The following is a 25,198-nucleotide window of genomic DNA, read 5'->3' as shown; positions in this document are numbered from 1 at the left end:
CTAGGGTTCATACGATGAGACAGGAAAGCATTGTGAAAGCAATGCGAAGTCGAAGAGCCCGCGATAGGCGTGCGTTGACGGGCGAAGCAGGAAACGCATCACGCCGTAAAGTCATTTGTGGGAGGCACGGGCATGAACTCCGAAGGAGTGAGTGCGTGCCGGACGCAGGACGTATCGCGGCCTAATTTCAGTCGCGTCATGCGAACGAATTTCGGGGGCACGATGGCCGAAATTCTTCGGGAGCATAGCGACTCACTTGAATTAGGTTAATTCTATATTCACAGCAATTGGGTTTTTGGCAAGGCGCCGCGAAGATGAGCAACACTGCCGAAAGCTCAAGTGCGAAGAGTATAAGTAAAATTCGCAATCTTAGGTAATACTCGCTACTATAGGGGCCCTTTATTTTCACTCTATCTTTTTATTGAGAATAAAAATGGATAATTACACGACGTTTACTTCCGAATCCGTATCTGAAGGACATCCTGATAAGATCGCGGATCAAATCTCTGATGCAATTCTCGATGCAATTTTAGCGCAAGATAAAAATGCGCGTGTTGCCTGTGAAACCCTCGTTAAAACGGGAATGGGTTTAGTCGCTGGCGAAATCACCACGACGGCATGGGTGGATGTTGAGCACATTGTTAGAGAAACAGTTAAAGAAATTGGCTATAACAGTTCTTCTATGGGCTTCGATTGGGAGTCTTGTGCAGTGATGTCGGCGATTGGCAAGCAATCGCCGGATATTGCGCAAGGCGTTGATAAGGCTGATCAGGGTGCAGGTGATCAGGGAATGATGTTTGGCTATGCCAGTAATGAAACCGATGTGCTCATGCCAGCACCGATTACCTATGCTCATAGGCTTATGGAACGGCAAGCCGCATTGCGGAAAAATAAAATCTTAGATTGGTTACGGCCTGATGCCAAAAGTCAGGTTACACTAAAATATCAAGGCGGGAAGCCGATTGCTGCAGAGACGATAGTGCTTTCTACACAGCATGCGCCTGATATTTCCTATGAAAAATTACGCGAAGCAATTATTGAAGAAATTATTAAGCCCGTGATTCCAGCCGAATGGTTAAAAAACACTGTCTACCATATCAATCCCACCGGACGTTTTGTTATTGGAGGACCTTTAGGCGATACAGGGTTAACAGGCCGTAAAATTATTGTAGATACCTACGGTGGTATGGCGCGTCATGGCGGCGGATGTTTTTCAGGTAAGGATCCCAGTAAAGTCGATCGATCGGCAGCTTATGCAGCGCGTTATGTTGCAAAAAATATTGTTGCTGCCGGTTTAGCGGATCGTTGTGAGTTACAGGTTTCTTATGCGATTGGTGTTGCAGAACCAACGTCTATTAATATTAATACTTTTGGCACAGGTAAGCTGTCTGATAAAGACATCGCTGAACTTATTCGGCAACATTTTGATCTCAGACCGCAAGGTATTATTAAAATGCTTGATTTGTTAAGGCCTATTTATAAACGAACAGCAGCGTATGGCCATTTTGGTCGAGAAAATACGGAATATTTTCCTTGGGAAAAAACAGATAAAGCAAGGTTATTGTGCTCAGCACTTAAGAAGGTAGTTCACACATGATATCAGAAGCATTAAAGACTAAGATTATTGATTATAAAGTAGCTAATTTAAATTTGGCCGAATGGGGTCGAAAAGAAATTACGATTGCTGAAACAGAAATGCCGGGTTTGATGGCGCTACGTAAAAAATATGGCCATGAAAAGCCTTTAAAAGGTGCGCGCATTGCAGGTTGTCTGCATATGACGATTCAAACGGCGGTTTTAATTGAAACCTTGCTCGATTTGGGTGCTGAAGTACGATGGTCTTCATGCAATATTTTTTCCACGCAGGATCATGCCGCCGCTGCTATGGCAGAACAGAGTGTCCCTGTTTTTGCTTGGAAAGGAGAAACGGAAGAAGAGTTTTGGTGGTGTATTGAACAAACCTTGAAAGGACCTAATGGTTGGAAGCCTAATTTGTTGTTAGATGATGGTGGCGATCTTACTTTATTAATGCATGAAGACAGATACTCAAATCTTTTGGCAGATGTTAAAGGCGTATCGGAAGAAACAACAACGGGTGTACATAGACTTTATCAAATGCAGGAAAAAAAATCGCTTTTGATCCCAGCGATTAACATTAATGATTCAGTGACAAAATCTAAATTTGATAATCTTTATGGATGTAGAGAGTCTTTAATTGATGCGTTGAAGCGAGCAACCGACGTCATGATTGCGGGTAAAATTGCCGTTGTTGGTGGCTACGGGGATGTAGGAAAAGGTTGTGCGCAAAGTTTGCGTTCGTATGGCGCAACGGTATGGATTACTGAAGTAGATCCTATTTGTGCATTACAAGCCGCAATGGAAGGCTATCGCGTTGTGAAGATGGATGAAGTCGCAAGCCAAGGTGATATTTTCGTTACGGCAACCGGTAATAAATCCGTTATTACCTTAGCACATATGAAACAGATGAAGGATTTTGCTATTGTTTGTAACATTGGGCACTTTGATTCTGAAATTGAAGTAGCAAGCTTACGACAATTTAAATGGGAGAATATTAAGCCACAAGTTGATCAAATTATTTTCCCCGATAAAAAGCGTCTATTACTGTTAGCCGAAGGTCGATTAGTTAATTTAGGGTGTGCAACAGGACACCCTAGTTTTGTTATGTCAAATTCATTTGCTAATCAGGTTTTAGCGCAAATAGAATTATGGCAGCACAATGATCGCTATGAAAAAGGCAAGGTTTACATGTTGCCAAAAGAATTAGATGAACAAGTAGCGCGGTTACATTTAGATCGCGTCGGAGCGAAATTGACCGAATTAACCTCTGAACAAGCGGAATATATCGGTGTAAAAAAAGAAGGCCCGTATAAGCCTAGTTTTTACCGTTATTAAAATCGTTAGCCCGTCATTACTGTATCAGTTAGGTAAAGCGGTGACAGAAGAACATGAACCAGAAAAACGTCAAGCCAACTTTCTAGTTGGTAGGGTAATTGTATAGGTTGCAAAGCCGGGATGTATTTAATTAAAATTACTGATCGTTTTTGAAGTTAAAAAAAAAGACAGCGTTAAGTGCGATTCATGTAAAGCCATAGTCCACGTTTGCGATGCCTTCTGTACAGCCAAATATACTACCTTTAATGCCGATTGGTCATTAGGAAAAATTTTACGATTATTAATCGATTTTCTAATCACACTATTGAGTGATTCAATGGCATTGGTGGTATAAATAATTTTCCGTATGTCGTCAGGATAATCAAATAAGGTCACAATATTACTCCAGTTTTTATGCCAGGTACGGCTAATGAGGGGTATTTTTTATCCACTTTTCACTGAACATCAGCAGCGCTTCTTCCGCTGGTTCTATAGAAATAGCACGGTAAATAAGCTTAAGGTCCGCTACCACGGCTTTCATGTCCTTATGCGGTACATAGCTAAGAAATAACGAATCAGATGCACTATGCATAGCTGAATCTTAGTTTTTGGGAATACCGCATTTATCGCCTCTGGAAATCCGCTTAATCCATCAACCCAAGCAATAAAAATATCCTTAACGCCACGATGATTTAATTCGGTTAATACCGAGCTAAATTTTTGGTTTCGGCTATCCACAAACCGAGTAATTCCTTTTTTCCATCCGTATTAATGGCTAATGCCAAATAAATGGATTTATTGATGACGCGTTTATCTTGATGGCATTTAATAACGATACAATCTAAGTACAGGATGGGATAGACCGTTTCTAAGGGACGATTCTGCCAAATATTAACCTCATCAATAACGGCTTAAGTTAGCTTTTCCCGTATTCTTGCCTTCTAACGCATGTTTTTCATAGCCAAGATACTCCTCTTGCTCTGCATCCATGGCTCGTTCTACTTTATTTACAGGCTTGATTCTATCTAAATTCACCCTTTGTGGAAGTTCAATGTTGTTTTAGAAAAATCTCGCCCACACCTTGCTTAGTATAAAGACAGACTTTTTGGCGGCCTTCACCCTTGGCATATATAAAGTTTATTGGGCTATTTTTATACATATCAGGAGTAAATCTCCGCTCACCGTTTTTCCAATTTCCCCTACCAGCATATTGATCTGCATTTTCACGGTAAAAGCAAGGATACCCCCACGCGTCACTAAGCACCCTAGGATCACCAAGATCATAACGACCTTCTTTATAATATCCCTCACTACATTCCGTTGGAATGATGCTACTAGGTATAGGGCATGCTTGTGTATAGCACGCTTTTCGACAGTTAACGAAATTTGCTATAAGATCTGCTGACTTTATGCCCGCATCTTGTTCCTGCCTTTCCTGTTCTGCACATACGTTTTCACACTCCCAGTAATTTTCTTGCTCTTCTTGATTAACAAAGTCTTCTGCTTTCGCACTTGCCATAAGAACAGTCGCAAGCACGATCGTTAGACACAAGTATGATCCCTTCCTGGTCTTCCAGCTTTTCTCATTTTTGGTATGTTTCATAATAGTTCTCCCTATTGTTTTTTTCTTCCATGCAGCTTTTACTAAAGCGTTCCCTGTCTGTATAGCTAGACTTTTTAGCTCCTCTAATTTTTTCGAGGCCTAACAGTATGCTCTCTGATTGTATAATTTTTGATTACAATTTTCAGCTGCAAGATAGGGTATTAAACTAAAAAGAAGTAGCTAGTACTGGTGTGTTGACCGCCCCATATCTATTTTTTAAAATAGTGCGCTTTGTCATTAATCTCCGTGAACGGTTATCTTCATTCTAGCTTTACCATGAGGGCTAGGAGTTATCCTGGAACGACTAATTCTATCTTTTTAGGGAAACAAAGGCGGTGCTTGCCAACCGCCTAATAAAGTTTCTAATTTTTTTGCTAGACCTAAGGCGGTCATATCTTGCCAAGGTTTAGCACTGATTTGTATACCTATCGGCAATCCTTCCAAAGAAGTACCGCAACGTACGGTAGCAGTAGGCCAACCGGTAAAGTTATAAATACTTAAATAACTAAAGTCACGACCTTCAATAAAAGAGCGCCCATGTTGTTTTGCAGGCGTAGCAGCGACAGGACAAATGATAAGGTCATAGTCTGTAAAAAACTTTTCTAATACCAATCGTAGTTGTTCAAGGCGGCGTAAACGTTGATTTAATTCTGTAGTCGAAAATTCACAGCGACGTGCGATAGCAAGAAATTCCTTCACTAAGGAAGAGGGGTTTTTTACGCTAAGCTGATTGAGTAGCATTTTTATCCCCAGCCCTTTATCACCTTTTAAAAAGAAAGTTTCACTAATCAGGGAGTAAAGCTCCGGTAAATGAGGGGGACAATGCTCCTCGAGCTGCGCTACTTCAGTCTGCAAACTATTTACTACCGCTTTAATAGTTCGCAGCGTATCTTCATCGGGTTTGACGATGGCATTATCCATATAAAAGGCAATGCGCAGTGATTTAAAATTAATACGAGTCGTATTTTTATAACGGTCAGATCCTGCTAAAACAGGTAGGGTTAAGATAAGATCATCAACAAAACGTGCCATTGGACCATATGTTGTTAATGAGTTTAATAGACCTCCATCATAAGGAAGCTTTCCGGTATTGGGTAGTAATCCGTGAGTTGGTTTTAGACTGGCAATCCCTGTGTTGTGCGCAGGTTGGCGAACACTTCCTCCCGCATCAGTTCCTAAACCAAACGTTGATCCACCCGCCGCTATAATCGCGGCTTCTCCGCCACTACTTCCACCGGGTGTGCGTGTAAGATCATAAGGATTGAATGTTTTACCGTAGCGATCATTATCAGTTTCGTAGGCAATATTAAATTCAGGGACATTGCTAATGCCGATCACAATAGCACCGGCGGTTTTTAATCTATCCACGACAGTTGCATCTTCAGTCGGCAGAAAATGGAATCCCATACTGCCTTTTGTGATAATAAAGTCTTTAACTTTACAGCAATCTTTAATGCTAATAGGTAAGCCGTGTAATGGGCCTATGGCTTGATTTTTCGCCAATTTTTCATCGGCATAACGCGCTTGTTGTAGTGCTTTTTCAGGCGATAACGTTTGAACAAGCGCATTGAGCTTAGGGTTTATATCCGTTAAACGATCTAAATAAACTTGTATGAGCTCTGTACAGGAAATTTGTTTTTGTTTAATTCTAGTGACTAATTGCTTTGCAGAAGCAAAATATATTTCAGCGCTCATACAACCGCATAATTTTTGTTAATTTATAACGCCACAGGCAATTCGTCCGTCGCCACCGCCTAAGGGTTGGGGACTATCAGAATAATTATCGCCACCTTTGTGAATGACTAAAGAGTGATTTTTTAAATCCTCTAAGCGTAAACGTGGAGCAAGGATAGGCGCAGTGACATTGCCGTTTTTATCGGCTTGTAAAAAAGGTCGATCACTCAAATGGCCTTTTTCATAAGGTCCTAAATGATGATTAGTATGCTGCGGATCTAAATGATCTCCCGCCGCCATGCCGTTAGCTAGACAAGAGGGGTTTTGGTGTATAAGAAAGCCGTGCGCGCCTGGAGATAAACTATGTAAATGGGGTGTTAGTAATACGCCTTTCGGGGTTTGTTGGGCGATAATATTACCAATAGATTTCCCTAGTCCTTGTTCTGCAGTGAGATTCATGGGAATAGTGACGTCGGCGAGAGCGGATGTCGTTAGCAAAAAACTAATAGCACACACACTATATTTTATAGTCTTAAACATAGTTAGTCCTCCATTAAAGTACGAAGTATAGCATTACTTTAGGACTCTATTTTTAGTCTAAATTTTAGTTGTGGCGCCCTCGTTTCTGCAACACGAGGGACTAAACTTGTTAATTAACCTTCACGTCCAGAGCGCTTACGTTCATGTTCTTTTAAAAACTTTTTACGCAGACGTAAATGATGTGGTGTAACTTCTAGTAATTCATCATCATCTAGAAATTCCAAGGCTTGTTCTAAAGAAAACGCGATATGAGGGGTTAAAGTAAGGGCTTCATCTGATCCAGACGCACGAACATTGGTTAATTGCTTCCCTTTAACTACGTTAACTACTAAATCATTATCGCGCGCATGAATACCGACAATCATGCCTTCATAGACATCGGTTTGTGGCCCTATTAATAATTTGCCACGCTCTTGTAAATGAAATAAGGAAAACCCTGTTGCTTTACCAAGCAGATTAGAAATCATAACGCCATTGGCACGTTTTCCTAGGGCACCTTTTTTAGCGGGGCCATAATGATCAAAAACATGGTGCATTAAACCAAGGCCCGATGTTGCCGTTAAAAATTCGGTACGAAAACCGATTAAGGCGCGAGTTGGTATTCTATAATCAAGACGCACACGTCCTTTTCCGTCTGGAATCATATCGAGTAAATCACCACGACGGCTTCCCAATTTTTCCATGATAGTGCCTTGATGTTGCTCTTCCACATCAACCGTCAAATTTTCATAGGGTTCTTTTAATTCGCCATCGATTTCTTTTAGAATTACTTCAGGACGCGAAACACCTAATTCATAGCCTTCTCGTCGCATCGTTTCGATTAAAATGGATAAATGCAATTCACCACGGCCAGATACACGGAAGCGATTGGGATCGTCTGTATTATCAACGCGTAGCGCCACATTATGCAGTAATTCTTTGTCTAGTCGTTCGCGTATCTGACGGCTGGTAACAAATTTTCCGTCTTGACCGGCAAAAGGCGAGTTATTAACTTGGAACGTCATGCTCATGGTAGGCTCGTCTACCGTTAATGCGGGTAGCGCTTCTACCTGATTCGGATCGCATAAGGTATCCGAAATGTTTAGCTTATCTATCCCTGTGGCAGCAACAATATCACCCGCCTCAGCTTGATCGACTTCAACACGTTCTAAACCACGATAACCTAATACTTGCAAGATACGAGCAGGGCGTGTTTTTCCTTCGCTGTCGATTAATGTGACAGGCATATTCGCTTTTGCGGTGCCTCTTTGAATACGGCCAATGCCAATGGTGCCCACATAGCGTGAATAATCTAAGGTGATGATTTGCATTTGGAAGGCGCCCTGCGGGTCTACATTCGGCGGCGCTACTTTCTCAACAATCGTTTCAAATAGGGGGGTGAGGTCGCTACTAGGCTTATTGAGGTCTAGTGTTGCATAGCCTTGCAAAGCAGAGGCATAGACAATAGGGAAGTCTAATTGTTCTTCGGTAGCGCCTAGACGGTCGAAAAGATCAAAAACTTGATTAATGACCCAATCAGGGCGGGCGCTGGGTCTATCGACCTTATTGACCACTACAATTGGCTTAAGGCCTTTGGCAAACGCTTTTTGTGTGACAAAGCGAGTTTGTGGCATGGGGCCATCAACCGCATCAACCAATAAAAGGACCGAATCCACCATCGATAAAATACGTTCTACTTCACCACCAAAGTCAGCATGGCCAGGGGTATCGACAATATTGATACGATAGCCATGCCATTCTATAGAGGTATTTTTAGCAAGAATGGTAATACCTCGCTCACGCTCTAGGTCATTACTATCCATGACCCGTTCAACGACGGCGGCACGGCTTGAGAAGGTACCCGACTGTTGTAACAGTTTATCGACGAGGGTGGTTTTCCCGTGGTCAACGTGGGCGATGATGGCGATATTACGTATTTTTTCGATCATGATAATTTTAAAGATAGGTTATAGCTGGGCTGCAAAAATTGGGTTTCCGCTCAAGTCCAGAAAGTGTGTTCAAAAAGGGTGCATCATAACGCAAAGTCGCCCATTTCCGCTAGGGTGTTCTACACTGAAAATAAGGGTACTTATCTGTGGGGGAATTAGCTATGGGCTCGCTTTTATTGCATTCGAGCACAATGGCACAATGGCAAGCCTTGGTCAAGGATGCTGAACTGATGAGTCACTTGACCTTAGACAAAGAGCTTGAGAGTTATTTGGTTTTTTTGTTAGGTCGTTTTAATCAACGGCCAGATATCGCCAATTGTATTTTAGCCACCGAGTTTTTATCGGGTTTAGAAAAAAGTCCCGTCTATCAACGTGATTGTTTGCGTGAAGTGGGTGATAAATGTTTATTGTTTGCTGGATTTTTTCCTGAACAGGCCGAAAAAAGACATGTAAAAATTAAATATTTTATTGAATTAGGTCGAACGGCTTATGTACAAGTAGCTAGCTTATCTAAGAAGCGATCTGCTACACTTTATCATTCATTAAGTTGTGGTTTTATTAGTCTCATGGAAGTTTTGCACGCGATTCGTGGGCTAAGTGATCCTATGAACGAGTTATCACCTTTGCAGGCTTTTGAATTGTGGACCGATGTTAAAAGCCAACATGCTTTGGCTGTGCTGAAGCGACGCACCTCGGGTTTAATTATTCGTGGGATTTCTAATAAGAATTAAAGAGATGTAATTATCTCTTCAGTATCGATTATAAGGATATAAATGATCATGGCTATAAAAAATCATAGAGCACTAAAGACGTTGTTGGTAGAAAAATTACCATCATCTGCTGACAGAGAGCGCTCTATTATGGATATAAAAAGAGCGTCTATTCTCTTTAATGGTAAAGATATTAACACTATAACAGCAGGGATGGGTGAGCTAGGAAATGAATTAATATTTAAAACAGCTTGCGATGAAGTTTTAAAAGGTACTTCAAATATAGTGCGACAACGACACTACCAAGAATTTTTAAGACTTTATTTGCATACTAATGGTATTTTCGGTGTTGGCGCATTTTCTATAATGCATCCGCTGGATAACGCAGGTTATGTGTTAGATAATCAAGGCGTAGAGAGCAAATTAAAGATTTATTTAAGAGATAAGGACTTATATATCGAAGACGAGTTTTTTTTAAGAAAGCTTACTAATAGCGAAGCTGTCCCAATTATTAAGCCGGGGACACATGACTATTTTGTTCATGGAAAAACACAATTTAAGCTGGAAGTGATTGAAAAGAATCGAGTATGGATACCGAGGCTGGTTATTTTACAATCCACACTAGATTGTCCGGATCCTTATTTTAGAAAAATAGTAGATCAGCGAAGTTTTTTACAAAAGTTGGTTGACTTTTTAAAGGCTATTTTTAGGATGGCGACGCATACAGTGGTTCCAATTTCTACTTTTTTTAAGCCCCCTAGCAATACTACCTCTGTACAACCCACAAATTTACCCCAGTTTTTAAATAGTACCCCTGAAAAAGTCCTAAACAGTTAAAGTGTGATGCACTACTCCCAAGAATATCCTTGGGAGTAGTGTTGTGCACATAAGAATTTTTAAGCGGTGTTTAATGTGGGTGAACGATGAGATGGCGTTGCAGTGTCATCTTCACTGTCGTTTCTTGGAAAGAACGAGAGGCTATTAGTTTCACTTAAACCGGGGTTCTTGCCACCAATATTGCTAACTGTGGGTACTAGAAAGTCAACTATTCTTTTGATAAAGGTTTTTATTGCAGAAATAACGTTATGGATTTCTTCAGCGATAGAGGCTTCTTTAGTTTCCATATCCATTATATTCGCCCCGATTTGATATATGTCTTTATCTGCTTGGTTTATAATGGAGTCAAGATCTATGAGTGTTTGCATAGTTTTTGTAAGTGTGCTATTTGAAGTGGCAAGGTAGTTATAAAGCCCTTTCAATTGTCGATTATCAAAATTTTTTAGAGCTCTTTGAGTGTTACAAGAAATATCTTTAAGTTTATTATCTACGGGTATATGAAAAACTAAACGCCCTTCAATCTTAATAGAATGAATTTTGTTAAATGTATTTAGAAGTTCTGATGCTTGCTCTGAACCTTGGTTAAGTAGTCTTTCGCGTTCGATGAGACAGGAAAGCATTGTGAAAGCAATGCGAAGTCGAAGAGCCCGCGATAGGCGTGCGTTGACGGGCGAAGCAGGAAACGCATAACGCCGTAAAGTCATTTGTGGGAGGCACGGGCATGAACTCCGAAGGAGTGAGTGCGTGCCGGACGCAGGACGTATCGCGGCCTAATTTCAGTCGCGTCATGCGAACGAATTTCGGGGGCACGATGGCCGAAATTCTTCGGGAGCATAGCGACTCACTTGTATTATCTTAATATAAAGCAACGTAAGTTATTATATTATACTAGAACTCAAGGTCTAGCTCTCAGATTTTTTGTGAAAACAAGACTTTATATCTTCACATAACAAGTAATACTTTGCCAATAGCACTCTTCATAAGAGGGGTCCCTATACGAAACGCCTAACACTGAAGAAGTGTAAAGTCACTCCCCCGCCTTAAGTTCTTGCTCAAACTAATGTAGCTGGTAAGATGGGATGATTGATTCATAGTTAGTCTATTTATGCTGGATTCGCCTTCACAGACCTCGTTAAATGGGTCGCCAACAACCGATTTTGGCTATAAAACCATTCCGCTAGCTGAAAAAACAGCACAAGTAGGAGCGGTTTTCCATTCGGTTGCCTCCAAATATGATCTCATGAATGACTTGATGTCGTGTGGGATGCACCGCCTATGGAAAAAATTTACGGTGGAATTAGCCCAAATTCGTAGGGGTGATAAGGTACTGGATGTAGCGGGGGGTACGGGTGATTTAAGCAAAGCGTTTGCAAAACGCGTAGGTGAAAAGGGCAAGGTAACCTTACTTGATATTAATGCAGCGATGTTAGCGGTAGGGCGTGAGCGACTCATTGATGCTGGGCTAATAGAAAATATAACTGTGCTTCAGGCGAATGCAGAAATGTTGCCATTTGCCGAGGATTATTTTGATTGTCTCAGCATTGCATTTGGGCTTCGCAATGTGACAGATAAACTGGCTGCGTTACGGTCTATGTATCGTATTCTTAAGCCTGGAGGGCGATTGTTGGTGCTGGAGTTTTCCAAGCCGGTACTCAACTTTTTGCAAATCCTATATGATCGTTATTCTTTTGATTTTCTTCCTAAATTGGGGCAGTGGATTGCCAATGATGCAGCGAGTTATCAGTATTTAGTGGAATCTATTCGACGTCATCCGGATCAAGAAAGTTTAAAGTCACTTATTCTTGAAGCGGGATTTGATCACTGTGAATATCACAATTTGAGTGGCGGCATTGTTGCTCTGCATAGAGCGTGGAAGTTCTAATGCCATTGAGTACCTTGCTTGCAGCTCAAGAAGTTATCCTTAACCGCTTTTTAAAACTTGATCCAGAATCGAGCAGGGTTTTAAACAAGCTATCGGGTAAGGTTGTTAAGTTGGAATTGAATGCCTTAAGTCATTATTGGCTTTTTAAATCCGACGCTATTTATTTGACAAAAAATTACAGTGGATTAGTTGATTTGGTATTACGAGGTTCGGTGTTTGATTTTATGCGTTTAGCTTTTATGAAAAAAGAATTGGCTTTGACTGCAATGCCTATACAAGTTTCAGGCGATATGGAGTTTGCTAAACAATTTAAAGATCTTTTTTCAAATCTAGATATTGATTGGGAAGAGCAATTGTCACGTGTGGTGGGTGATACAGTCGCTTATCCGATAGCACAGTTTTTTAAATCCTTATCGCAATGGGCTAAACAAAGTATCGATGATCTTGGGCAAAATATAACGGATTATGTTCAAGCAGAAATGGACTACCTCGTGCCAGATGAAGAACTACAAGTTTTTTTTGCTGAGATTGATGATTTGCGAGACGATGTCGCGCGATTAGAAGCACGAATAAATCGTTTGCATGTTTGCAAAGGAAGTGAGGAATGAAATCAATAACGCGCTTAATACGGTTAATCCAGATTAGTTTCACCTTATTTCGTTATGGTCTTGATGAGCTTGTATTATCGTTGCATTTATTTCGTCCTGTGCGTTTCTTTATTTATTGTAATCCCTATCGTATTAGTAATAGAAAACGATCTCAAGGCGAGCGAATTCGTTTAGCGTTAGAGGCTTTAGGCCCTATTTTTGTGAAATTTGGCCAGGCATTGTCAACGCGGCGAGACTTCATTCCTGAAGAGATTGCAGATGAACTTGCCAAATTACAAGATCGCGTTCCACCTTTTTCTGGCGATCAGGCAAAGGCGATGATTGAAGCGGCTTGTGGAAAGCCTATCAATGAAATATTTGCTGAGTTTGATACAACACCGCTAGCCTCTGCTTCTGTTGCACAAGTTCATGCTGCAAAATTATTGACGGGTCAAGAGGTAGTTGTCAAAGTTTTACGTCCAGGTATTAATAAACGTATTGTTAAAGATGTAGATTTATTATATGCCGTTGCCAATTTAGCAACGCGTTATTGGAAAGAAGCTAAACGGCTTAGGCCGAGTGAAGTGGTTGCGGAGTTTGAGTCTTGTTTAAAGGACGAATTAGATTTATTACGTGAGGCAGCGAGCGCCTCGCAACTTCGGCGTAATTTTTTACATTCAGATTTGCTCTATATTCCCGAAATCTACTGGCAATATACACACTCTAATGTATTGGTTATGGAACGAATTTACGGTATTTCTATTTCCGATATACCCGCTTTAAAAAAACAAGGCATTAATTTAAAAAAGCTGGCGGAACGGGGCGTTGAAATATTTTTTACTCAGGTATTTCGCGATTGTTTTTTTCATGCGGATATGCACCCAGGAAATATTTTTGTTTCACCAAAACAAAAAGATAATCCACAATATTTAGGCGTAGACTTTGGAATTATGGGAAGCGTAAGCCCAGAAGACCAACGTTATCTTGCAGAAAATTTGTTGGCATTTTTTAAGCGCGATTATCGACGCGTTGCACAATTACACGTGGAGTCAGGTTGGATTGCACCGAATACCCGAGTTAATGAATTTGAAGCGGCTATTCGAACGGTATGTGAACCTATCTTCGAGAGACCCTTAAAAGAAATCTCATTTGGCCAATTATTATTACGCTTATTTCAAACCGCTAGACGTTTTAAAATGGAAGTGCAACCGCAATTAATATTATTACAGAAAACACTTTTTAATATTGAAGGGCTAGGCCGTCAGTTGTATCCCGATTTGGATTTATGGAATACCGCCAAGCCCTTTTTGGAGCGTGGGCTTAAAAAACAATTAGGCCCACGCGCTTTTTTACGTAAAGTACGCGAATATGCGCCTTATTGGGCTGAAAAATTACCGGAGATTCCCGAATTAGTTTATCAAGCGCTACTCGATAAGCGTAAAGAAAGAAATGAGTTACATGATTATTTATATAAAGATCTAAAGAAGCATCGCTACGCTATCAAGAAAAAAAGGTTTTTTGCTATTAATATAGGGATTGGCGTGGCGTGCATTACTTGGGTGTTGTTGAGTTTGGCGGTGGGTAATTTTCCCCAGTTATTATCCTTTAGAAATTTATTAATATTGGGCTTAGGCGGTTTAGGATTATTGTTGGTGGCGTTTATTCGTAGAGAATAAGTAGCGTATATTAAAAAGTAGGGAATTTTATGAGCATACATGGAATTAGCATGATATCACTGCTTATTATTTTTTTAATTGCGATATCGCTTTTTGGCACTAAACGCTTACGTTTAATGCTAGAAGATTTAGCGGTTGCTATAAAAAACTGCAATAAAACTTTAGGTGTTCAAGAAGATATATCGTTACTAAGAAAATTAAAGTCTGGAAAACTTGATAGTGATGCGGGCTAATTTTTTAGTTTAGCCCTTTTTATAGTGTTTAAATTTATGTTACAAAATTTTGATAAAAATAAAAATTTAAAAAAAATATTATTAGTAGATGATGATCTTTTAGTTCTAAGAGTAATGAGCCAATATCTAGAAGATGCTGGTTATTCTTGTGTCATCGCTCAAGATGGACAACAGGCTTGGGATTTCTTGCAACAATCACCCGATGCGTTTTTTGTGGTCTTCGCTGATAGAGTGATGCCTAAACTACATGGGTTAGAACTGTTAGCTAAAATGAAGCAGGCATCACTAAGAGACATTCCGGTTGTTTTATTGACAGGGGAAGCAAGTCATGAAGAAAGATGTGATGCGCTACGCCAGGGGGTATATGATTTTTTTTATAAGCCCATTTCTAAGCCGTTATTATCAGCTATTGTGAAAAAAATACAAAAATTTAGCCCCCCAGAGGACTCTTTATGATGCAAATTATTTTAACGAATCCACGAGGTTTTTGTGCGGGCGTTGATCGCGCAATAGAAATTGTCAAACGTGCACTGAGTTTATTTGGGCAACCTATCTATGTTCGCCATGAAGTCGTTCATAATAAGACGGTAGTTAGCGAATTGCAGCAACAAGGCGTTATTTTTGTTGAAGATGTGCTAGAAATTCCTTCGGGGTCTACGGCGATTTTTAGTGCACATGGTGTTTCTCAGTCGGTGAAGGAACGGGCGCGAGAACGTGGTTTACGCGTATTTGATGCGACTTGTCCTTTAGTGACCAAGGTTCACATGGAGGTCGCGCGTTATAGTCGCTTAGGTCAAGAATGCATTTTAATTGGGCATGCTGGTCATCCTGAAGTTGAAGGTACGCTGGGGCATTATGATAATCCAGCGGGTGGTATCTATTTGATAGAAAATATAAAGGATATAGATTCTCTTCGTATTAAAAATCCACAGTCGCTTGCTTATGTTACCCAAACAACTTTATCGGTATATGACACACAGGCTATTATTCAAGTATTGTGCGAACGTTTTCCGCAGATATCAGCGCCGAAGAAAGAAGATATTTGCTACGCCACACAAAATCGTCAACAAGCCGTTGAGGCGTTGGCGGATCAATGTGATGTGGTATTAGTTTTAGGATCGGCCAATAGTTCGAATTCAAATCGGTTAAGAGAATTAGTGCAGCGATTAGGTAAACCAGCTTATTTGATTGATTCTGCACAGGATATTGTATCGGAATGGTTGATAGGAAAATTTTCAATTGGTATTACGGCGGGTGCTTCTGCACCTGAGGTTTTAGTACAAGATGTGATTAAATATTTAAAATCACTTCCAAATTGGCAAACCTGCCTAGTATCCGAACTGAATGGTCAGGTTGAAAATATTTCGTTTGCTCTGCCGCGTGAGTTACGTCTACCAGCATAATTGTGAATTTCCAAGGTTTGTTTTTTCTCCTAACTCATTGAGTAATAAACGGCGCCATTCCGGATCGGTAAACGTTGCGGTGGCTACAAGTTTATAGCTGTTGTTGGTGCTACTTAAAGATAAGTGATAGAAGTTTTTATCTGTTTTTTCATTGACGCCTAATTTGCTAAGGCTGGCATCGGCATAACTATTATTATTTTCCAAATAATAGATTTCCATTTGATTTGCCAGATTGATTAACGCAATTTTCGCTTCAGTACGACGGGTTTTGGTAATGGCATGTGTATAAATGGGATAAGCAATGCTAGCTAAAATGCCAATGATGCTTAATGTAATCAATAATTCAAACAAACTAAACCCGCACACTCTTCTTCCTAACATGCTTCCTTAATCAAGCCCTTTAGGCGTAATCCCTAGGCTGGTGCTTACGTTCGCTGCAAATGAAGCACCCATGCGATCGGAGAGTTGCTCTAGTAACCCAGGTTTCACTGTGTAATCTACAATATTTTTATTTTTAATAAGATCGCGAGAAACAGAACTTAAATCGCCAAATCCATCAATCAGTCCAAGTGATAAGGCTTCTTCTCCATTCCATGCTAAACCAGAGAAAATTTCGGGGTTTTCTTTTAAGCGACTTCCACGGCCTTGTTTAACCGCATTAATAAATTGTTGATAAACACCTTGTATCATATGTTCCGCAATTTGTTTTTCATCCGGTTTTTGCGGAGAAAAAGGATCTAAAAAGCCTTTATGAGCGCCGGCTGTTATCAAACGTCGTTCAACACCCAATTTTTTCATGGTGTCTACAAAACCGAAACTATCCATGCGTACACCAATCGAACCAACTAAGCTGGAAGGATCGGCATAGATATCCTCACTAGCAGAAGCAATATAGTAAGCCGCTGAAGCACATAAATCGCCACATACGGCATAGAGTTTGATGGTTGGATGCTGAGTACGTAAATAACGGATTTCTTGGTAAATTTGTGAAGCTTGAACGGGGCTTCCTCCAGGACTGTTGATGCGCAAGACAATGGCTTGTGTGTTTTTATCATCAAAGGCATTCTTTAGGCTTTCAATCACATTATCCGCATTAGCGGGTGCACTATCACTGATAATGCCTCGTACATCGATAAGGCTGATATGAGGTTTTGATTTAGTTGAGTTGGGTAAGTTCCCTGGGTTTAGCCATAAAGCTGCCAAAAAGCTGACAAGAAGCGTGAAAAATAAGAGTTTAAAAAAAATGCTCCAACGACGCTTGGCACGCTGTTCTTTGAGTGTATTGAACAGTAACTTTTCTAGGGTTTTGTGTTCCCATTGTGGATTGCCTGATGCTTCTTCTGTCATAAAGCCTCTACTGATTTTCAGGTTGTGTTAGCGTACGGAAAAACGATTTTAGTTTAACCTTTTTTTGCACCATATATCCATGCTGCTTAAAAATGAGTCTTCACACTGAGGAAATAAGATAGTATTGAGATAGCTTACCTAGGGGTTGAGTAATCCTTTGGTATACGAGTTTTCTCTAATGCTAAGTCTTGCTACAATATCTGGTAAAAGCTTTAATTTTCATTAATAAAACCATCAAAACACTTGATTTTCTCTAATTGGACTAAACTATTAGGTCTAAGAACAAGTAGTAAATCGCTATGACAGCAAACCAGCAGAGGATAATATGAGTCTTAATAAATTAACCAGTCAGTTTCAGGCCGCTATCGCTGAATCCCAATCACTGGCGGTAGGGCGTGATAATGCATTTATTGAACCAATCCACTTAATGAAGGCATTGTTATCACAGGAAAATGGAACGGCAAGACCATTGCTGACTAAATCAAATGTTAATTTAAGTCAATTATCTAAAGAACTGGATGAGGCTATCGATCGTTTGCCAACGGTTCAAGCCGCAAAGCCTGGGGAAATTTTTCCATCTAATGATTTGACGCGCTTGCTTAATGTAACCGATAAGTTGGCACAACAACGCAAAGATGAATACCTCTCCAGTGAATTATTTGTATTAGCAGCGGTTGATGATAAAAGTATATTGGGTGATTTATTGCGAAAAGCCGGTGCATCAAAGGCTGCACTTGAAGCGTCAATTAAAGAGATTCGTGGTGGAGAAGGTGTTAGTGATCCAGAAGCCGAAGGGCGACGAGGTGCATTAGAAAAATATACTATCGATTTAACGGTGCAAGCCGCACAGGGCAAGCTTGATCCGGTGATAGGACGTGATGATGTCATCCGTCGAACGATACAAGTATTACAAAGACGAACAAAAAATAACCCGGTGTTAATTGGTGAACCGGGTGTGGGTAAAACAGCGGTTGTTGAAGGGCTTGCACAACGAATAATTAATCATGAAGTACCAGAAGGATTAAAAAACAAACGTTTATTAGCACTGGATATGGGTGCATTAATTGCAGGTGCAAAATACCGTGGGGAATTTGAAGAACGTTTAAAAGCAGTGCTGAATGATCTGGCTAAACAAGAAGGGCAGATTATTTTATTTATTGATGAATTACATACCATGGTCGGTGCTGGAAAAGCAGAAGGTGCGATGGATGCGGGTAATATGTTGAAACCTGCTTTAGCACGTGGCCAATTACACTGTATTGGTGCAACCACATTAAATGAATATCGCAATTACATTGAAAAAGATGCCGCGCTAGAGCGACGATTTCAAAAAATATTGGTTGACGAGCCAAGCGTTGAAGATACGGTGGCAATATTACGCGGTCTAAAGCAGCGTTACGAAATCCATCATGGTGTGGAAATTACGGACTCCGCTATTCTCGCAGCCGCCTCTTTATCACATCGCTACATTTCTGATAGAAATTTACCCGATAAAGCCATCGATCTCATCGATGAAGCGGCCAGTCGTATTCGTATTGAAATTGATTCTAAACCTGAGGAGTTAGATCGTTTAGATAGACGTTTAATCCAATTGAAAATTGAACGTGAAGCTTTAAAAAAAGAGACGGATGAGGCTTCTAAAAAACGTTTACAGAACTTACAAAAAGAAGTGAGCGAACTTGAAAAAAAATATGCTGATTTAAACGAAATATGGAAGGCTGAAAAAGCGACTTTGCAAGGTGAACAGAAAATAAAGAGTGATCTTGAAAAAGCACAATTTGAATTAGAAAAAGCCCATCGTTCAGGTGACTTAAACAAAATGTCGGAATTGCAATATGGCCAAATTCCTGCTTTAGAAAAACAGTTACAAGCCGCTCATAAAATGGAAAAACAGGAAACACATTTAGTACGGAATAAAGTAACTGAAAAAGAAATTGCTGAGATTGTTTCTAAATGGACGGGTATTCCTGTTTCTAAAATGCTGGAAGGCGAACGTGAAAAGTTATTGCATATGGAAGAAGCATTGCATCAACGCGTTGTTGGTCAAGATGAAGCGATTGCTGTGGTAGCCAATGCAATTCTTCGTTCTCGTGCAGGATTATCGGATCCAAATCGTCCTATTGGTTCCTTTATTTTTTCTGGCCCGACCGGAGTTGGTAAAACCGAGGTATGTAAAGCCTTAGCGTCATTTTTATTTGATTCAGATGATGCAATGGTACGCTTAGATATGTCTGAGTTTATGGAGAAGCATTCTGTTTCGCGTTTAATCGGTGCGCCACCTGGTTATGTGGGCTATGAAGAGGGTGGTTATTTAACCGAAGCCGTTCGTCGTAAACCTTATTCGGTTGTATTACTAGATGAGATTGAAAAGGCACATGCGGATGTATTTAATATTTTACTGCAGGTATTAGAAGATGGCCGTTTAACAGATGGTCATGGACGTACGGTTGATTTTCGCAATACCGTGGTTGTCATGACATCGAATTTGGGTTCTCAATTGATACAGGAATTAGCACCTAAAGCGGATTATGCGACGTTGAAGAGCACGATTATGGAGGTTATTTCACAGCACTTTCGCCCGGAATTTATTAATCGTGTGGATGAAGTGGTGGTATTTCACTCACTCACACAGAAACAGATTCATACGATTACGTCTATTCAATTGGAACGCTTACGTCAGCGTTTGAAGGAGCGTGATTTACAGCTAGAAGTGAGTGAAACGGCGATCGATCATATTGCAGCTGTTGGTTATGATCCTGTTTATGGTGCACGACCCCTTAAGCGAGCTATTCAACAAGAGTTAGAAAATCCGATTGCACGTGCGCTTATTGCAGGAAAATTTGTGGCGGGCGATAAAATACAAGTGGATTATAAACAAGATGAAATGATCATCAATGCGAAAGGTAAAACTAAGCCGAAAAATAAAGAATAAAAAAACTCGGTCATTGTCATTGCGAGTGCCGTAGGCGCGAAGCAATCCAGGGCAGTAAACTGGATGGGCACGCTCATTTCATTCGCTCGCCATGACGGTGGTTTTTATTTAAGATGCCCAAGGCCAGTTTTGATAAATTTCTGTTTTTGATAAAGACATAGGATATTTAATAATTTCAAAATAAGGTGGGTAATCGAAATCTTTAGGTGTCATTAAACGAGGGTTTCCTTTTAAGATTTTTAATGTTTCCCCATCTTGCTCTATCTGCGGCATGATGGGGAAATTAACCGATTGAAAAGCTTCCGTGGCAGTGCAGAGCAAGTTTCCTTTATGCTATTTCCTGGCTTGTAATTGAATAGTGTGGAATGCCATTTTCGTGGTAAAAGTGGCCAAGGTAATAAAAATCTGCCTAGATCCAAAATCTGACGGAAATCATATTGTATCTCTAAGTGTTCGATAGTGTAGCTAATAACTTTTTGAGCATCTTGATGAAGGATCCCTCTGGGACGGCAAATGCGAATGTGTTCACTTGCATATTTATTAAGTGGTGAAACCACGGTGCCTTCTCCTAATAAGCTTTCAATAACTAGCCGGTCCTGAGTATCACCCTGATAAAATTGGGCCACTTTTTCTTGCATGGTTTTATCTTCAATATCATGCAAGCGACCGATATAAAGTGCTGAATGTGACTACGAGGTTTGAGTAATCAGTTTGATTATTCGGCTGATACGTTTACGGCCTTCTATGAGTAATACATCACAGGGTCGCAATTCATGTTTAAGCTTATTGAAGTCACTAAGAGGAAATTTCTGAACAGGCTCAACTTCTTGGTTGAGCCAACGAATGAAGGCCAAGTGAGTCGCTATGCTCCCGAAGAATTTCGGCCATCGTGTCCCCGAAATTCGTTCGCATGACGCGACTGAAATTAGGCCGCGATACGTCCTGCGTCCGGCACGCACTCACTCCTTCGGAGTTCATGCCCGTGCCTCCCACAAATGACTTTACGGCGTGATGCGTTTCCTGCTCCGCCCGTCAACGCACGCCTATCGCGGGCTCTTCGACTTCGCATTGCTTTCACAATGCTTTCCTGTCTCATCGAACGAGTAACTTATTAGAACATTTAATGCTCATAAGGCTCCTTGAGTAACTCAATTTAGTTAGAGTTGCTGTGCTAATTCAATCGCATAGCCTAAATAATTTGTAGGTGTTAGCGCCAATAATTGTTGTTTTACTTTTTCAGACAGATCAAGCCCATTAATGAATTGGTGCAGAGATTCTTGGTTGATTTTTTTGCCACGCGTTAATGCTTTTAATTTTTCGTAAGGCATTTCGCTGCCATATCTTCTCAAAACAGTTTGGATCGCTTCTGACAAAATTTCCCAATGTTGATTTAGATCTTCCGTTAATTTCGTTGTATCGAGTTCAATTTTTTCCAACCCGCTTAATAGGCTTTTATAGGCAATTAAACTATGTGCAAGTGCAACCCCTAAATTACGTAGCAACGTAGAGTCTCTTAAATCTCTTTGCCAACGCGAAATGGGTAAAGTGCTGGAAAAATGTTGGTACAAACTATTAGCAAGGCTAAGATTGCCTTCGGCATTTTCAAAATCAATGGGATTGATTTTATGCGGCATAGTCGAAGAGCCCGTTTCTTCAGCCTTAGCCTTTTGTTTAAAATAACCTAATGAAATATATCCCCACATATCAGCAGATAGGTTAATTAAAATAGTATTGATGTGTTTAAGCGCATCGCAATAATTAGCAATGGAATCATGTGATTCGATTTGCGTGGTATAAGGGCTCCAAGTTAATCCTAAGCTTTCAACAAATTGTTTGGAAATTTCAGGCCAATTGATGTCGGGATAGGCAATACGGTGTGCGTTATAGTTTCCAATAGCACCGTTGAATTTGCCCCGTAGTTTAACTTGAGAAAACTGTTCAAGCTGTATCGTTAAACGAGTCGCAAAATTGGCTAATTCTTTTCCCATGGTCGTTGGTACGGCGGCTTGTCCATGGGTACGAGCAAGCATTGGATGGGCAGCATAGTTTTGCGCTAAATTCTTTAGTTGCGTGATAAGTGTTTGAATAGAAGGGAGTAGATAATTTTCACCCGCTTCTTTAAGCATCAAAGCATAAGCAAGATTATTAATATCATCGGATGTACATGCAAAATGAATGAATTCACTGCTGTTTTTAAGTTCGGAATTGTTTTTTATTTTTTCTTTTAAATAATATTCAATGGCCTTGATATCATGATTTGTGGTTGCTTCGAATTTTTTAATCTGTTGTGCTTCATGCTCATCAAATTCTTTAATAATGGCGTCGAGTTGTTTGTTGGTTTTTTCTGAAAAAGGCCCAACTTCCTTAATCTGGCCATGGTTTGCGAGGGCCTGTAACCAGCGAATTTCGACCAAAACTCTAAAGCGAAATAAACCATATTCACTACATAAGGGGCGTAATTCAGCTACTTTGCCGTGATAACGCCCATCGATAGGAGATATTGCAGTTAAAGAAGTCAGTTGCACAATAGCCTCGATAAAAAAATGAGTATAAATATAGTTTTGTGCTTAGATATACAGCAATTTTTCTAATCAGAGTTCTTCGTCAGTATAGTCTTGATTGAATTTTTCTGAGCTATCGTGTCGTTTTTCTTTTTGTTTTTGTTTGTGTTTATTGACTTGCTGTTCAATTTTATCAATCAAGTCATCAATAGCTGTATATAAATCTGTAGACTCGGCACGCGCATAAAATTCTGTGCCGTGTGCGTGCACTAGCGCTTTAGCGACTTGTTCTAAGTTTTCTACACTTAGGGTTACATGTATAGACGTTGCTTTCGTGAGGATGTGATCTAAGCGGTTAAATTTATCTATGTGCTGTCTCAATGCATCCGTTACTTTGATGCCATCATCTGTAATAGTAATTTGCATTAACAACCCCTATATAATTTTAAGTGTTATAAAATATAACTTTCAGTAGCTTAGTATATCTTAGCTTGGGCCGCTAAAGTAGGGAGTATCTCTAGAAGGAACTCAGGGGCTTTTTTGATCTAGAGATCAAATTCGTGGCCTAAATAAACTTCCCTTACGCGTTGATTATTCAATACTTCTTTGGGTGTGCCGGCATAGATCGTCTCCCCTTCACTGACAATATAAGCCCGCTTACAAATCGTTAGGGTTTCTCGAACATTATGGTCAGTAATTAATACACCAATGCCTCGATGACTAAGATGGGTAATCATACGTTTAATGTCTACAACAGAAATGGGGTCAATGCCCGCAAAGGGTTCGTCTAATAACATGAATTTAGGTTCCATAGCCAAAGCACGTGCAATTTCTACACGTCGCCGCTCACCGCCGGATAGGCTGATACCTAGGGTATCGCGTACATGCGTAATATGAAATTCATGCAGCAAATTTTCTAGATGCTGCTTACGTTGCTCTTTACTGAGATCTTTGCGTAATTGCAGAATAGCAAGAATATTATCGGCAACCGTTAATTTGCGAAATATAGACGGTTCTTGAGGTAAATAGCCTATGCCGGCTTTTGCTCGGGTATGCATAGGTAGATGGGTAATATTTCGATTATTGAGTAAAATTGTACCTTGTGCACTTTCGACTAAGCCAACGATAAGATAAAAACTGGTTGTTTTCCCTGCGCCATTGGGGCCCAATAAGCCGACTACTTCACCGGGTTCTACTTCAAGTGAGACATTTTTAACGACAACACGGGCGTGATAACGTTTTGCTAAGTTGATGGCTTGTAGTTTATTACTCATGAGTGCAGTGCTTGAAGTGGCGCCAATGTAATTTGGGTATGTCCTTCTTTTGATAAAGGCGAGGCTACGGTTTTTTTCTTAAAGTCATAGTTAATTTGCGGGCCTTGAAAATGGTTTTGGCCTTGGATAATCTGCGCATTGCCTACGGCCTCTAGGTAGTCTGTTAAAGGATAATAATAGATAGTGTTTCCAGTAGCAATCAACTTAGGGTGTTTATGAAAGACGAGGGCATGGTAGACCGCGGGATGGCCTGAGGCAATAATCTTAAGAATTTCCCCTGCTGGGTTAGAATAACTGGTGGCATAGTCGGCCGTTAGGATGCGGCTCCCTTGTGTTAATTTGATATGTCCTTGGTATATACCTACTTTGGTCTCATTATTAAATTGTAAGCTATCGGCTTCAACGTTGATGTCTTGTTGGTTGTCAATATTTGCGTAGGCGTAGGGATAGATGAAAACTAAAGCGAATAACGTTAAAACTAAACAAGATTTTTTATTAATTTCCCGTCGTAAGTAATTGCGTTCCTGCATTTTAAAACCTCACTTACTTTTAGTAGGTTTGAGTTGTCCTTTGACTTGGGATAAAAGTTGAATAGTTTTGGTATTAAAATCGGCATGTAAGCCTACCGCATTAAGCACTTGGTTGGCTTGTGTGATGACGACAGGCGCAGCAGTGTCTGCCGTTTTTTCCTTAAGATTAATGTTTAAAGTAGATGTCGTTAAGGTGGATGAAATATTCGTGTTAGAACCTTTTTTTTGTATCAGTTTTACATTATCCCAAAGCTGTAAGCGATCATTGCTTTCTTTTAGATTGCCATATTTAGCTGAAAGATCCCATGTTTCGTTGTTTTTTAAAAACAAATTGAATAACGGCGTTGCAAGAGAAATACTATCGTCTAGAGGATAGTGAATGGATAGAGGTGTTTTTAATTGATCATGCAGCTTGCCTTCTGCATCCGTATGAAACATGGTGACTTGGGTGGCATAGGTGTCGGGTTGATGTCGCTCGGTAAAGGCGTTGGTGGTACGGGTTAATTGTTGCCAGGTATACCAAGTACCCAGTAAAATCATTGCGATTAGGATAAGATGGATGAATAGTGTTTTGGAAAACATATATACTCTTCGCACTTGAATTTTTTTCTGCATTGCCGCTCAACTCGCAATCCTCATGTATGTTGTA

28 protein-coding genes and 1 pseudogene are annotated in these 25,198 nt (G+C 40.3%); 14 read left to right on the top strand and 15 right to left on the bottom strand.

The window, feature by feature from the left end:
• The first annotated feature begins 14 nt into the window (after nt 1-14).
• The 3 genes from KX723_RS09410 (at nt 15) to ahcY (ending at nt 2,913) form a co-directional block, all read left to right on the top strand.
• Complete coding sequence (locus KX723_RS09410) at nt 15-185, top strand: hypothetical protein (RefSeq protein ID WP_218813323.1); 171 nt, start codon at nt 15-17, stop codon at nt 183-185.
• A gap of 248 nt (nt 186-433) precedes the next feature.
• A complete protein-coding gene (gene metK / locus KX723_RS09405) occupies nt 434-1,597 on the top strand; it encodes a methionine adenosyltransferase (RefSeq protein WP_218814071.1) in 1,164 nt (387 codons plus the stop codon).
• Entirely contained in the window at nt 1,594-2,913 is a 1,320-nt protein-coding gene (gene ahcY, locus KX723_RS09400) for an adenosylhomocysteinase (protein WP_425516585.1), read from the top strand. Before metK ends, ahcY begins: the two co-directional genes overlap by 4 nt.
• Before the next feature lie 126 nt (nt 2,914-3,039).
• On the opposite strand, the pseudogene KX723_RS09695 reads toward ahcY, so the two are convergent.
• The 5 genes and pseudogenes from KX723_RS09695 to typA all read right to left on the bottom strand — a co-directional run bounded on the left by KX723_RS09695 (nt 3,040) and on the right by typA (nt 8,637).
• Nucleotides 3,040-3,743, bottom strand: a pseudogene (locus KX723_RS09695) (IS256 family transposase).
• 197 nt (nt 3,744-3,940) lie between these two features.
• Nucleotides 3,941-4,495, bottom strand: coding sequence for a hypothetical protein (locus KX723_RS09375; RefSeq protein ID WP_218814069.1), 555 nt, complete (start codon nt 4,493-4,495; stop codon nt 3,941-3,943).
• Between the two features lie 318 nt (nt 4,496-4,813).
• Entirely contained in the window at nt 4,814-6,190 is a 1,377-nt protein-coding gene (locus KX723_RS09370; protein WP_218814068.1) for an amidase, read from the bottom strand.
• Between the two features lie 18 nt (nt 6,191-6,208).
• Nucleotides 6,209-6,709 (bottom strand): superoxide dismutase family protein, encoded by a 501-nt coding sequence (locus KX723_RS09365; protein ID WP_218814067.1) that lies wholly within the window; start codon nt 6,707-6,709, stop codon nt 6,209-6,211.
• A gap of 113 nt (nt 6,710-6,822) precedes the next feature.
• Nucleotides 6,823-8,637, bottom strand: a complete 1,815-nt coding sequence (gene typA / locus KX723_RS09360; protein WP_218814066.1) for a translational GTPase TypA — start codon at nt 8,635-8,637, stop codon at nt 6,823-6,825.
• Between the two features lie 146 nt (nt 8,638-8,783).
• On the opposite strand from typA, the gene KX723_RS09355 reads away from it, so the two are divergent.
• Nucleotides 8,784-9,368, top strand: coding sequence for a hypothetical protein (locus tag KX723_RS09355; RefSeq protein ID WP_246562456.1), 585 nt, complete (start codon nt 8,784-8,786; stop codon nt 9,366-9,368).
• 48 nt (nt 9,369-9,416) lie between these two features.
• Entirely contained in the window at nt 9,417-10,184 is a 768-nt protein-coding gene (locus tag KX723_RS09350) for a hypothetical protein (protein WP_218814065.1), read from the top strand.
• 59 nt (nt 10,185-10,243) lie between these two features.
• On the opposite strand, the gene KX723_RS09345 is transcribed toward KX723_RS09350, so the two are convergent.
• The gene (locus KX723_RS09345) at nt 10,244-10,477 is read right to left on the bottom strand and encodes a hypothetical protein (RefSeq protein ID WP_218814064.1); all 234 of its coding nucleotides are present in this window, start codon (nt 10,475-10,477) and stop codon (nt 10,244-10,246) included.
• Nucleotides 10,478-10,721: 244 nt separating this feature from the next.
• Between KX723_RS09345 and KX723_RS09340 the strand changes: the two genes are divergently transcribed.
• The 7 genes from KX723_RS09340 to ispH all read left to right on the top strand — a co-directional run bounded on the left by KX723_RS09340 (nt 10,722) and on the right by ispH (nt 15,965).
• Nucleotides 10,722-10,874 (top strand): hypothetical protein, encoded by a 153-nt coding sequence (locus KX723_RS09340; RefSeq protein ID WP_218814063.1) that lies wholly within the window; start codon nt 10,722-10,724, stop codon nt 10,872-10,874.
• Nucleotides 10,875-11,289: 415 nt separating this feature from the next.
• Nucleotides 11,290-12,066: a bifunctional demethylmenaquinone methyltransferase/2-methoxy-6-polyprenyl-1,4-benzoquinol methylase UbiE gene (gene ubiE / locus KX723_RS09335; RefSeq protein WP_218814062.1), complete on the top strand. Its 777-nt coding sequence runs from the start codon at nt 11,290-11,292 to the stop codon at nt 12,064-12,066.
• Entirely contained in the window at nt 12,066-12,674 is a 609-nt protein-coding gene (locus KX723_RS09330; RefSeq protein WP_218814061.1) for a ubiquinone biosynthesis accessory factor UbiJ, read from the top strand. Before ubiE ends, KX723_RS09330 begins: the two co-directional genes overlap by 1 nt.
• Nucleotides 12,671-14,329: a ubiquinone biosynthesis regulatory protein kinase UbiB gene (gene ubiB, locus KX723_RS09325; protein WP_218814060.1), complete on the top strand. Its 1,659-nt coding sequence runs from the start codon at nt 12,671-12,673 to the stop codon at nt 14,327-14,329. Before KX723_RS09330 ends, ubiB begins: the two co-directional genes overlap by 4 nt.
• Before the next feature lie 50 nt (nt 14,330-14,379).
• Entirely contained in the window at nt 14,380-14,562 is a 183-nt protein-coding gene (locus KX723_RS09320; RefSeq protein ID WP_218814059.1) for a Sec-independent protein translocase family protein, read from the top strand.
• Nucleotides 14,563-14,598: 36 nt separating this feature from the next.
• Complete coding sequence (locus KX723_RS09315; protein ID WP_218814058.1) at nt 14,599-15,018, top strand: response regulator; 420 nt, start codon at nt 14,599-14,601, stop codon at nt 15,016-15,018.
• Nucleotides 15,015-15,965 carry a 4-hydroxy-3-methylbut-2-enyl diphosphate reductase gene (ispH, locus tag KX723_RS09310; protein WP_246562455.1) on the top strand — a complete coding sequence of 317 codons (951 nt, stop codon included), beginning with the start codon at nt 15,015-15,017 and terminating at the stop codon, nt 15,963-15,965. Before KX723_RS09315 ends, ispH begins: the two co-directional genes overlap by 4 nt.
• Here ispH and KX723_RS09305 read toward each other — a convergent pair.
• Both KX723_RS09305 and KX723_RS09300 read right to left on the bottom strand, forming a co-directional pair.
• The gene (locus KX723_RS09305; protein WP_218814057.1) at nt 15,954-16,346 is read right to left on the bottom strand and encodes a type IV pilin protein; all 393 of its coding nucleotides are present in this window, start codon (nt 16,344-16,346) and stop codon (nt 15,954-15,956) included. The two genes, ispH and KX723_RS09305, sit on opposite strands and share 12 nt — an antisense overlap.
• A 6-nt stretch (nt 16,347-16,352) precedes the next feature.
• Nucleotides 16,353-17,312 carry a S49 family peptidase gene (locus tag KX723_RS09300; protein WP_218814056.1) on the bottom strand — a complete coding sequence of 320 codons (960 nt, stop codon included), beginning with the start codon at nt 17,310-17,312 and terminating at the stop codon, nt 16,353-16,355.
• A gap of 325 nt (nt 17,313-17,637) precedes the next feature.
• Here KX723_RS09300 and clpB point away from each other — a divergent pair, with 325 nt between their 5' ends.
• Entirely contained in the window at nt 17,638-20,244 is a 2,607-nt protein-coding gene (clpB, locus tag KX723_RS09295) for an ATP-dependent chaperone ClpB (protein ID WP_218814055.1), read from the top strand.
• Nucleotides 20,245-20,352: 108 nt separating this feature from the next.
• On the opposite strand, the gene KX723_RS09290 is transcribed toward clpB, so the two are convergent.
• A complete protein-coding gene (locus tag KX723_RS09290; protein WP_218814054.1) occupies nt 20,353-20,565 on the bottom strand; it encodes a hypothetical protein in 213 nt (70 codons plus the stop codon).
• A 452-nt stretch (nt 20,566-21,017) separates the two neighbouring features.
• Here KX723_RS09290 and KX723_RS09285 point away from each other — a divergent pair, with 452 nt between their 5' ends.
• A complete protein-coding gene (locus KX723_RS09285) occupies nt 21,018-21,158 on the top strand; it encodes a hypothetical protein (protein WP_218814053.1) in 141 nt (46 codons plus the stop codon).
• Between the two features lie 11 nt (nt 21,159-21,169).
• Here the strand turns inward: KX723_RS09285 and KX723_RS09280 are convergent, their stop codons facing one another.
• The 6 genes from KX723_RS09280 to lptC all read right to left on the bottom strand — a co-directional run bounded on the left by KX723_RS09280 (nt 21,170) and on the right by lptC (nt 25,131).
• A complete protein-coding gene (locus KX723_RS09280) occupies nt 21,170-21,340 on the bottom strand; it encodes a hypothetical protein (RefSeq protein ID WP_218813291.1) in 171 nt (56 codons plus the stop codon).
• Nucleotides 21,341-21,401: 61 nt separating this feature from the next.
• Nucleotides 21,402-22,769: an adenylosuccinate lyase gene (purB, locus tag KX723_RS09275; protein ID WP_218814052.1), complete on the bottom strand. Its 1,368-nt coding sequence runs from the start codon at nt 22,767-22,769 to the stop codon at nt 21,402-21,404.
• A 66-nt stretch (nt 22,770-22,835) separates the two neighbouring features.
• Complete coding sequence (hpf, locus tag KX723_RS09270) at nt 22,836-23,171, bottom strand: ribosome hibernation-promoting factor, HPF/YfiA family (RefSeq protein ID WP_218814051.1); 336 nt, start codon at nt 23,169-23,171, stop codon at nt 22,836-22,838.
• Nucleotides 23,172-23,290: 119 nt separating this feature from the next.
• Nucleotides 23,291-24,019 carry an LPS export ABC transporter ATP-binding protein gene (lptB, locus tag KX723_RS09265; RefSeq protein WP_218814050.1) on the bottom strand — a complete coding sequence of 243 codons (729 nt, stop codon included), beginning with the start codon at nt 24,017-24,019 and terminating at the stop codon, nt 23,291-23,293.
• A complete protein-coding gene (lptA, locus tag KX723_RS09260; RefSeq protein ID WP_218814049.1) occupies nt 24,016-24,549 on the bottom strand; it encodes a lipopolysaccharide transport periplasmic protein LptA in 534 nt (177 codons plus the stop codon). The genes lptB and lptA overlap by 4 nt, the downstream gene beginning before the upstream one ends.
• Before the next feature lie 9 nt (nt 24,550-24,558).
• Nucleotides 24,559-25,131 (bottom strand): LPS export ABC transporter periplasmic protein LptC, encoded by a 573-nt coding sequence (lptC, locus tag KX723_RS09255; protein WP_218814048.1) that lies wholly within the window; start codon nt 25,129-25,131, stop codon nt 24,559-24,561.
• Between the last annotated feature and the right edge of the window lie 67 nt (nt 25,132-25,198).

It is taken from the genome of Rickettsiella endosymbiont of Dermanyssus gallinae, from assembly GCF_019285595.1.
In the GTDB taxonomy this organism is placed as follows: domain Bacteria; phylum Pseudomonadota; class Gammaproteobacteria; order Diplorickettsiales; family Diplorickettsiaceae; genus Rickettsiella_B.
This window is presented reverse-complemented; position numbering and strand designations above follow the sequence as displayed.

What these genes read in the sequence shown, in the direction of transcription:
- KX723_RS09410 (WP_218813323.1), top strand. Translation starts at nt 15, where the DNA reads ATGAGACAGGAAAGCATTGTGAAAGCAATGCGAAGTCGAAGAGCCCGC.
- clpB (WP_218814055.1), top strand. Translation starts at nt 17,638, where the DNA reads ATGAGTCTTAATAAATTAACCAGTCAGTTTCAGGCCGCTATCGCTGAA.
- ubiE (WP_218814062.1), top strand. Translation starts at nt 11,290, where the DNA reads ATGCTGGATTCGCCTTCACAGACCTCGTTAAATGGGTCGCCAACAACC.
- KX723_RS09330 (WP_218814061.1), top strand. Translation starts at nt 12,066, where the DNA reads ATGCCATTGAGTACCTTGCTTGCAGCTCAAGAAGTTATCCTTAACCGC.
- lptC (WP_218814048.1), bottom strand. Translation starts at nt 25,131, where the DNA reads ATGTTTTCCAAAACACTATTCATCCATCTTATCCTAATCGCAATGATT.
- hpf (WP_218814051.1), bottom strand. Translation starts at nt 23,171, where the DNA reads ATGCAAATTACTATTACAGATGATGGCATCAAAGTAACGGATGCATTG.
- KX723_RS09345 (WP_218814064.1), bottom strand. Translation starts at nt 10,477, where the DNA reads ATGGATATGGAAACTAAAGAAGCCTCTATCGCTGAAGAAATCCATAAC.
- ispH (WP_246562455.1), top strand. Translation starts at nt 15,015, where the DNA reads ATGATGCAAATTATTTTAACGAATCCACGAGGTTTTTGTGCGGGCGTT.
- KX723_RS09300 (WP_218814056.1), bottom strand. Translation starts at nt 17,312, where the DNA reads ATGACAGAAGAAGCATCAGGCAATCCACAATGGGAACACAAAACCCTA.
- KX723_RS09320 (WP_218814059.1), top strand. Translation starts at nt 14,380, where the DNA reads ATGATATCACTGCTTATTATTTTTTTAATTGCGATATCGCTTTTTGGC.
- KX723_RS09305 (WP_218814057.1), bottom strand. Translation starts at nt 16,346, where the DNA reads ATGTTAGGAAGAAGAGTGTGCGGGTTTAGTTTGTTTGAATTATTGATT.
- metK (WP_218814071.1), top strand. Translation starts at nt 434, where the DNA reads ATGGATAATTACACGACGTTTACTTCCGAATCCGTATCTGAAGGACAT.
- KX723_RS09350 (WP_218814065.1), top strand. Translation starts at nt 9,417, where the DNA reads ATGGCTATAAAAAATCATAGAGCACTAAAGACGTTGTTGGTAGAAAAA.
- KX723_RS09370 (WP_218814068.1), bottom strand. Translation starts at nt 6,190, where the DNA reads ATGAGCGCTGAAATATATTTTGCTTCTGCAAAGCAATTAGTCACTAGA.
- ubiB (WP_218814060.1), top strand. Translation starts at nt 12,671, where the DNA reads ATGAAATCAATAACGCGCTTAATACGGTTAATCCAGATTAGTTTCACC.
- lptB (WP_218814050.1), bottom strand. Translation starts at nt 24,019, where the DNA reads ATGAGTAATAAACTACAAGCCATCAACTTAGCAAAACGTTATCACGCC.
- KX723_RS09280 (WP_218813291.1), bottom strand. Translation starts at nt 21,340, where the DNA reads ATGAGACAGGAAAGCATTGTGAAAGCAATGCGAAGTCGAAGAGCCCGC.
- lptA (WP_218814049.1), bottom strand. Translation starts at nt 24,549, where the DNA reads ATGCAGGAACGCAATTACTTACGACGGGAAATTAATAAAAAATCTTGT.
- KX723_RS09285 (WP_218814053.1), top strand. Translation starts at nt 21,018, where the DNA reads ATGTTTAAGCTTATTGAAGTCACTAAGAGGAAATTTCTGAACAGGCTC.
- KX723_RS09315 (WP_218814058.1), top strand. Translation starts at nt 14,599, where the DNA reads ATGTTACAAAATTTTGATAAAAATAAAAATTTAAAAAAAATATTATTA.
- ahcY (WP_425516585.1), top strand. Translation starts at nt 1,594, where the DNA reads ATGATATCAGAAGCATTAAAGACTAAGATTATTGATTATAAAGTAGCT.
- KX723_RS09365 (WP_218814067.1), bottom strand. Translation starts at nt 6,709, where the DNA reads ATGTTTAAGACTATAAAATATAGTGTGTGTGCTATTAGTTTTTTGCTA.
- KX723_RS09375 (WP_218814069.1), bottom strand. Translation starts at nt 4,495, where the DNA reads ATGAAACATACCAAAAATGAGAAAAGCTGGAAGACCAGGAAGGGATCA.
- typA (WP_218814066.1), bottom strand. Translation starts at nt 8,637, where the DNA reads ATGATCGAAAAAATACGTAATATCGCCATCATCGCCCACGTTGACCAC.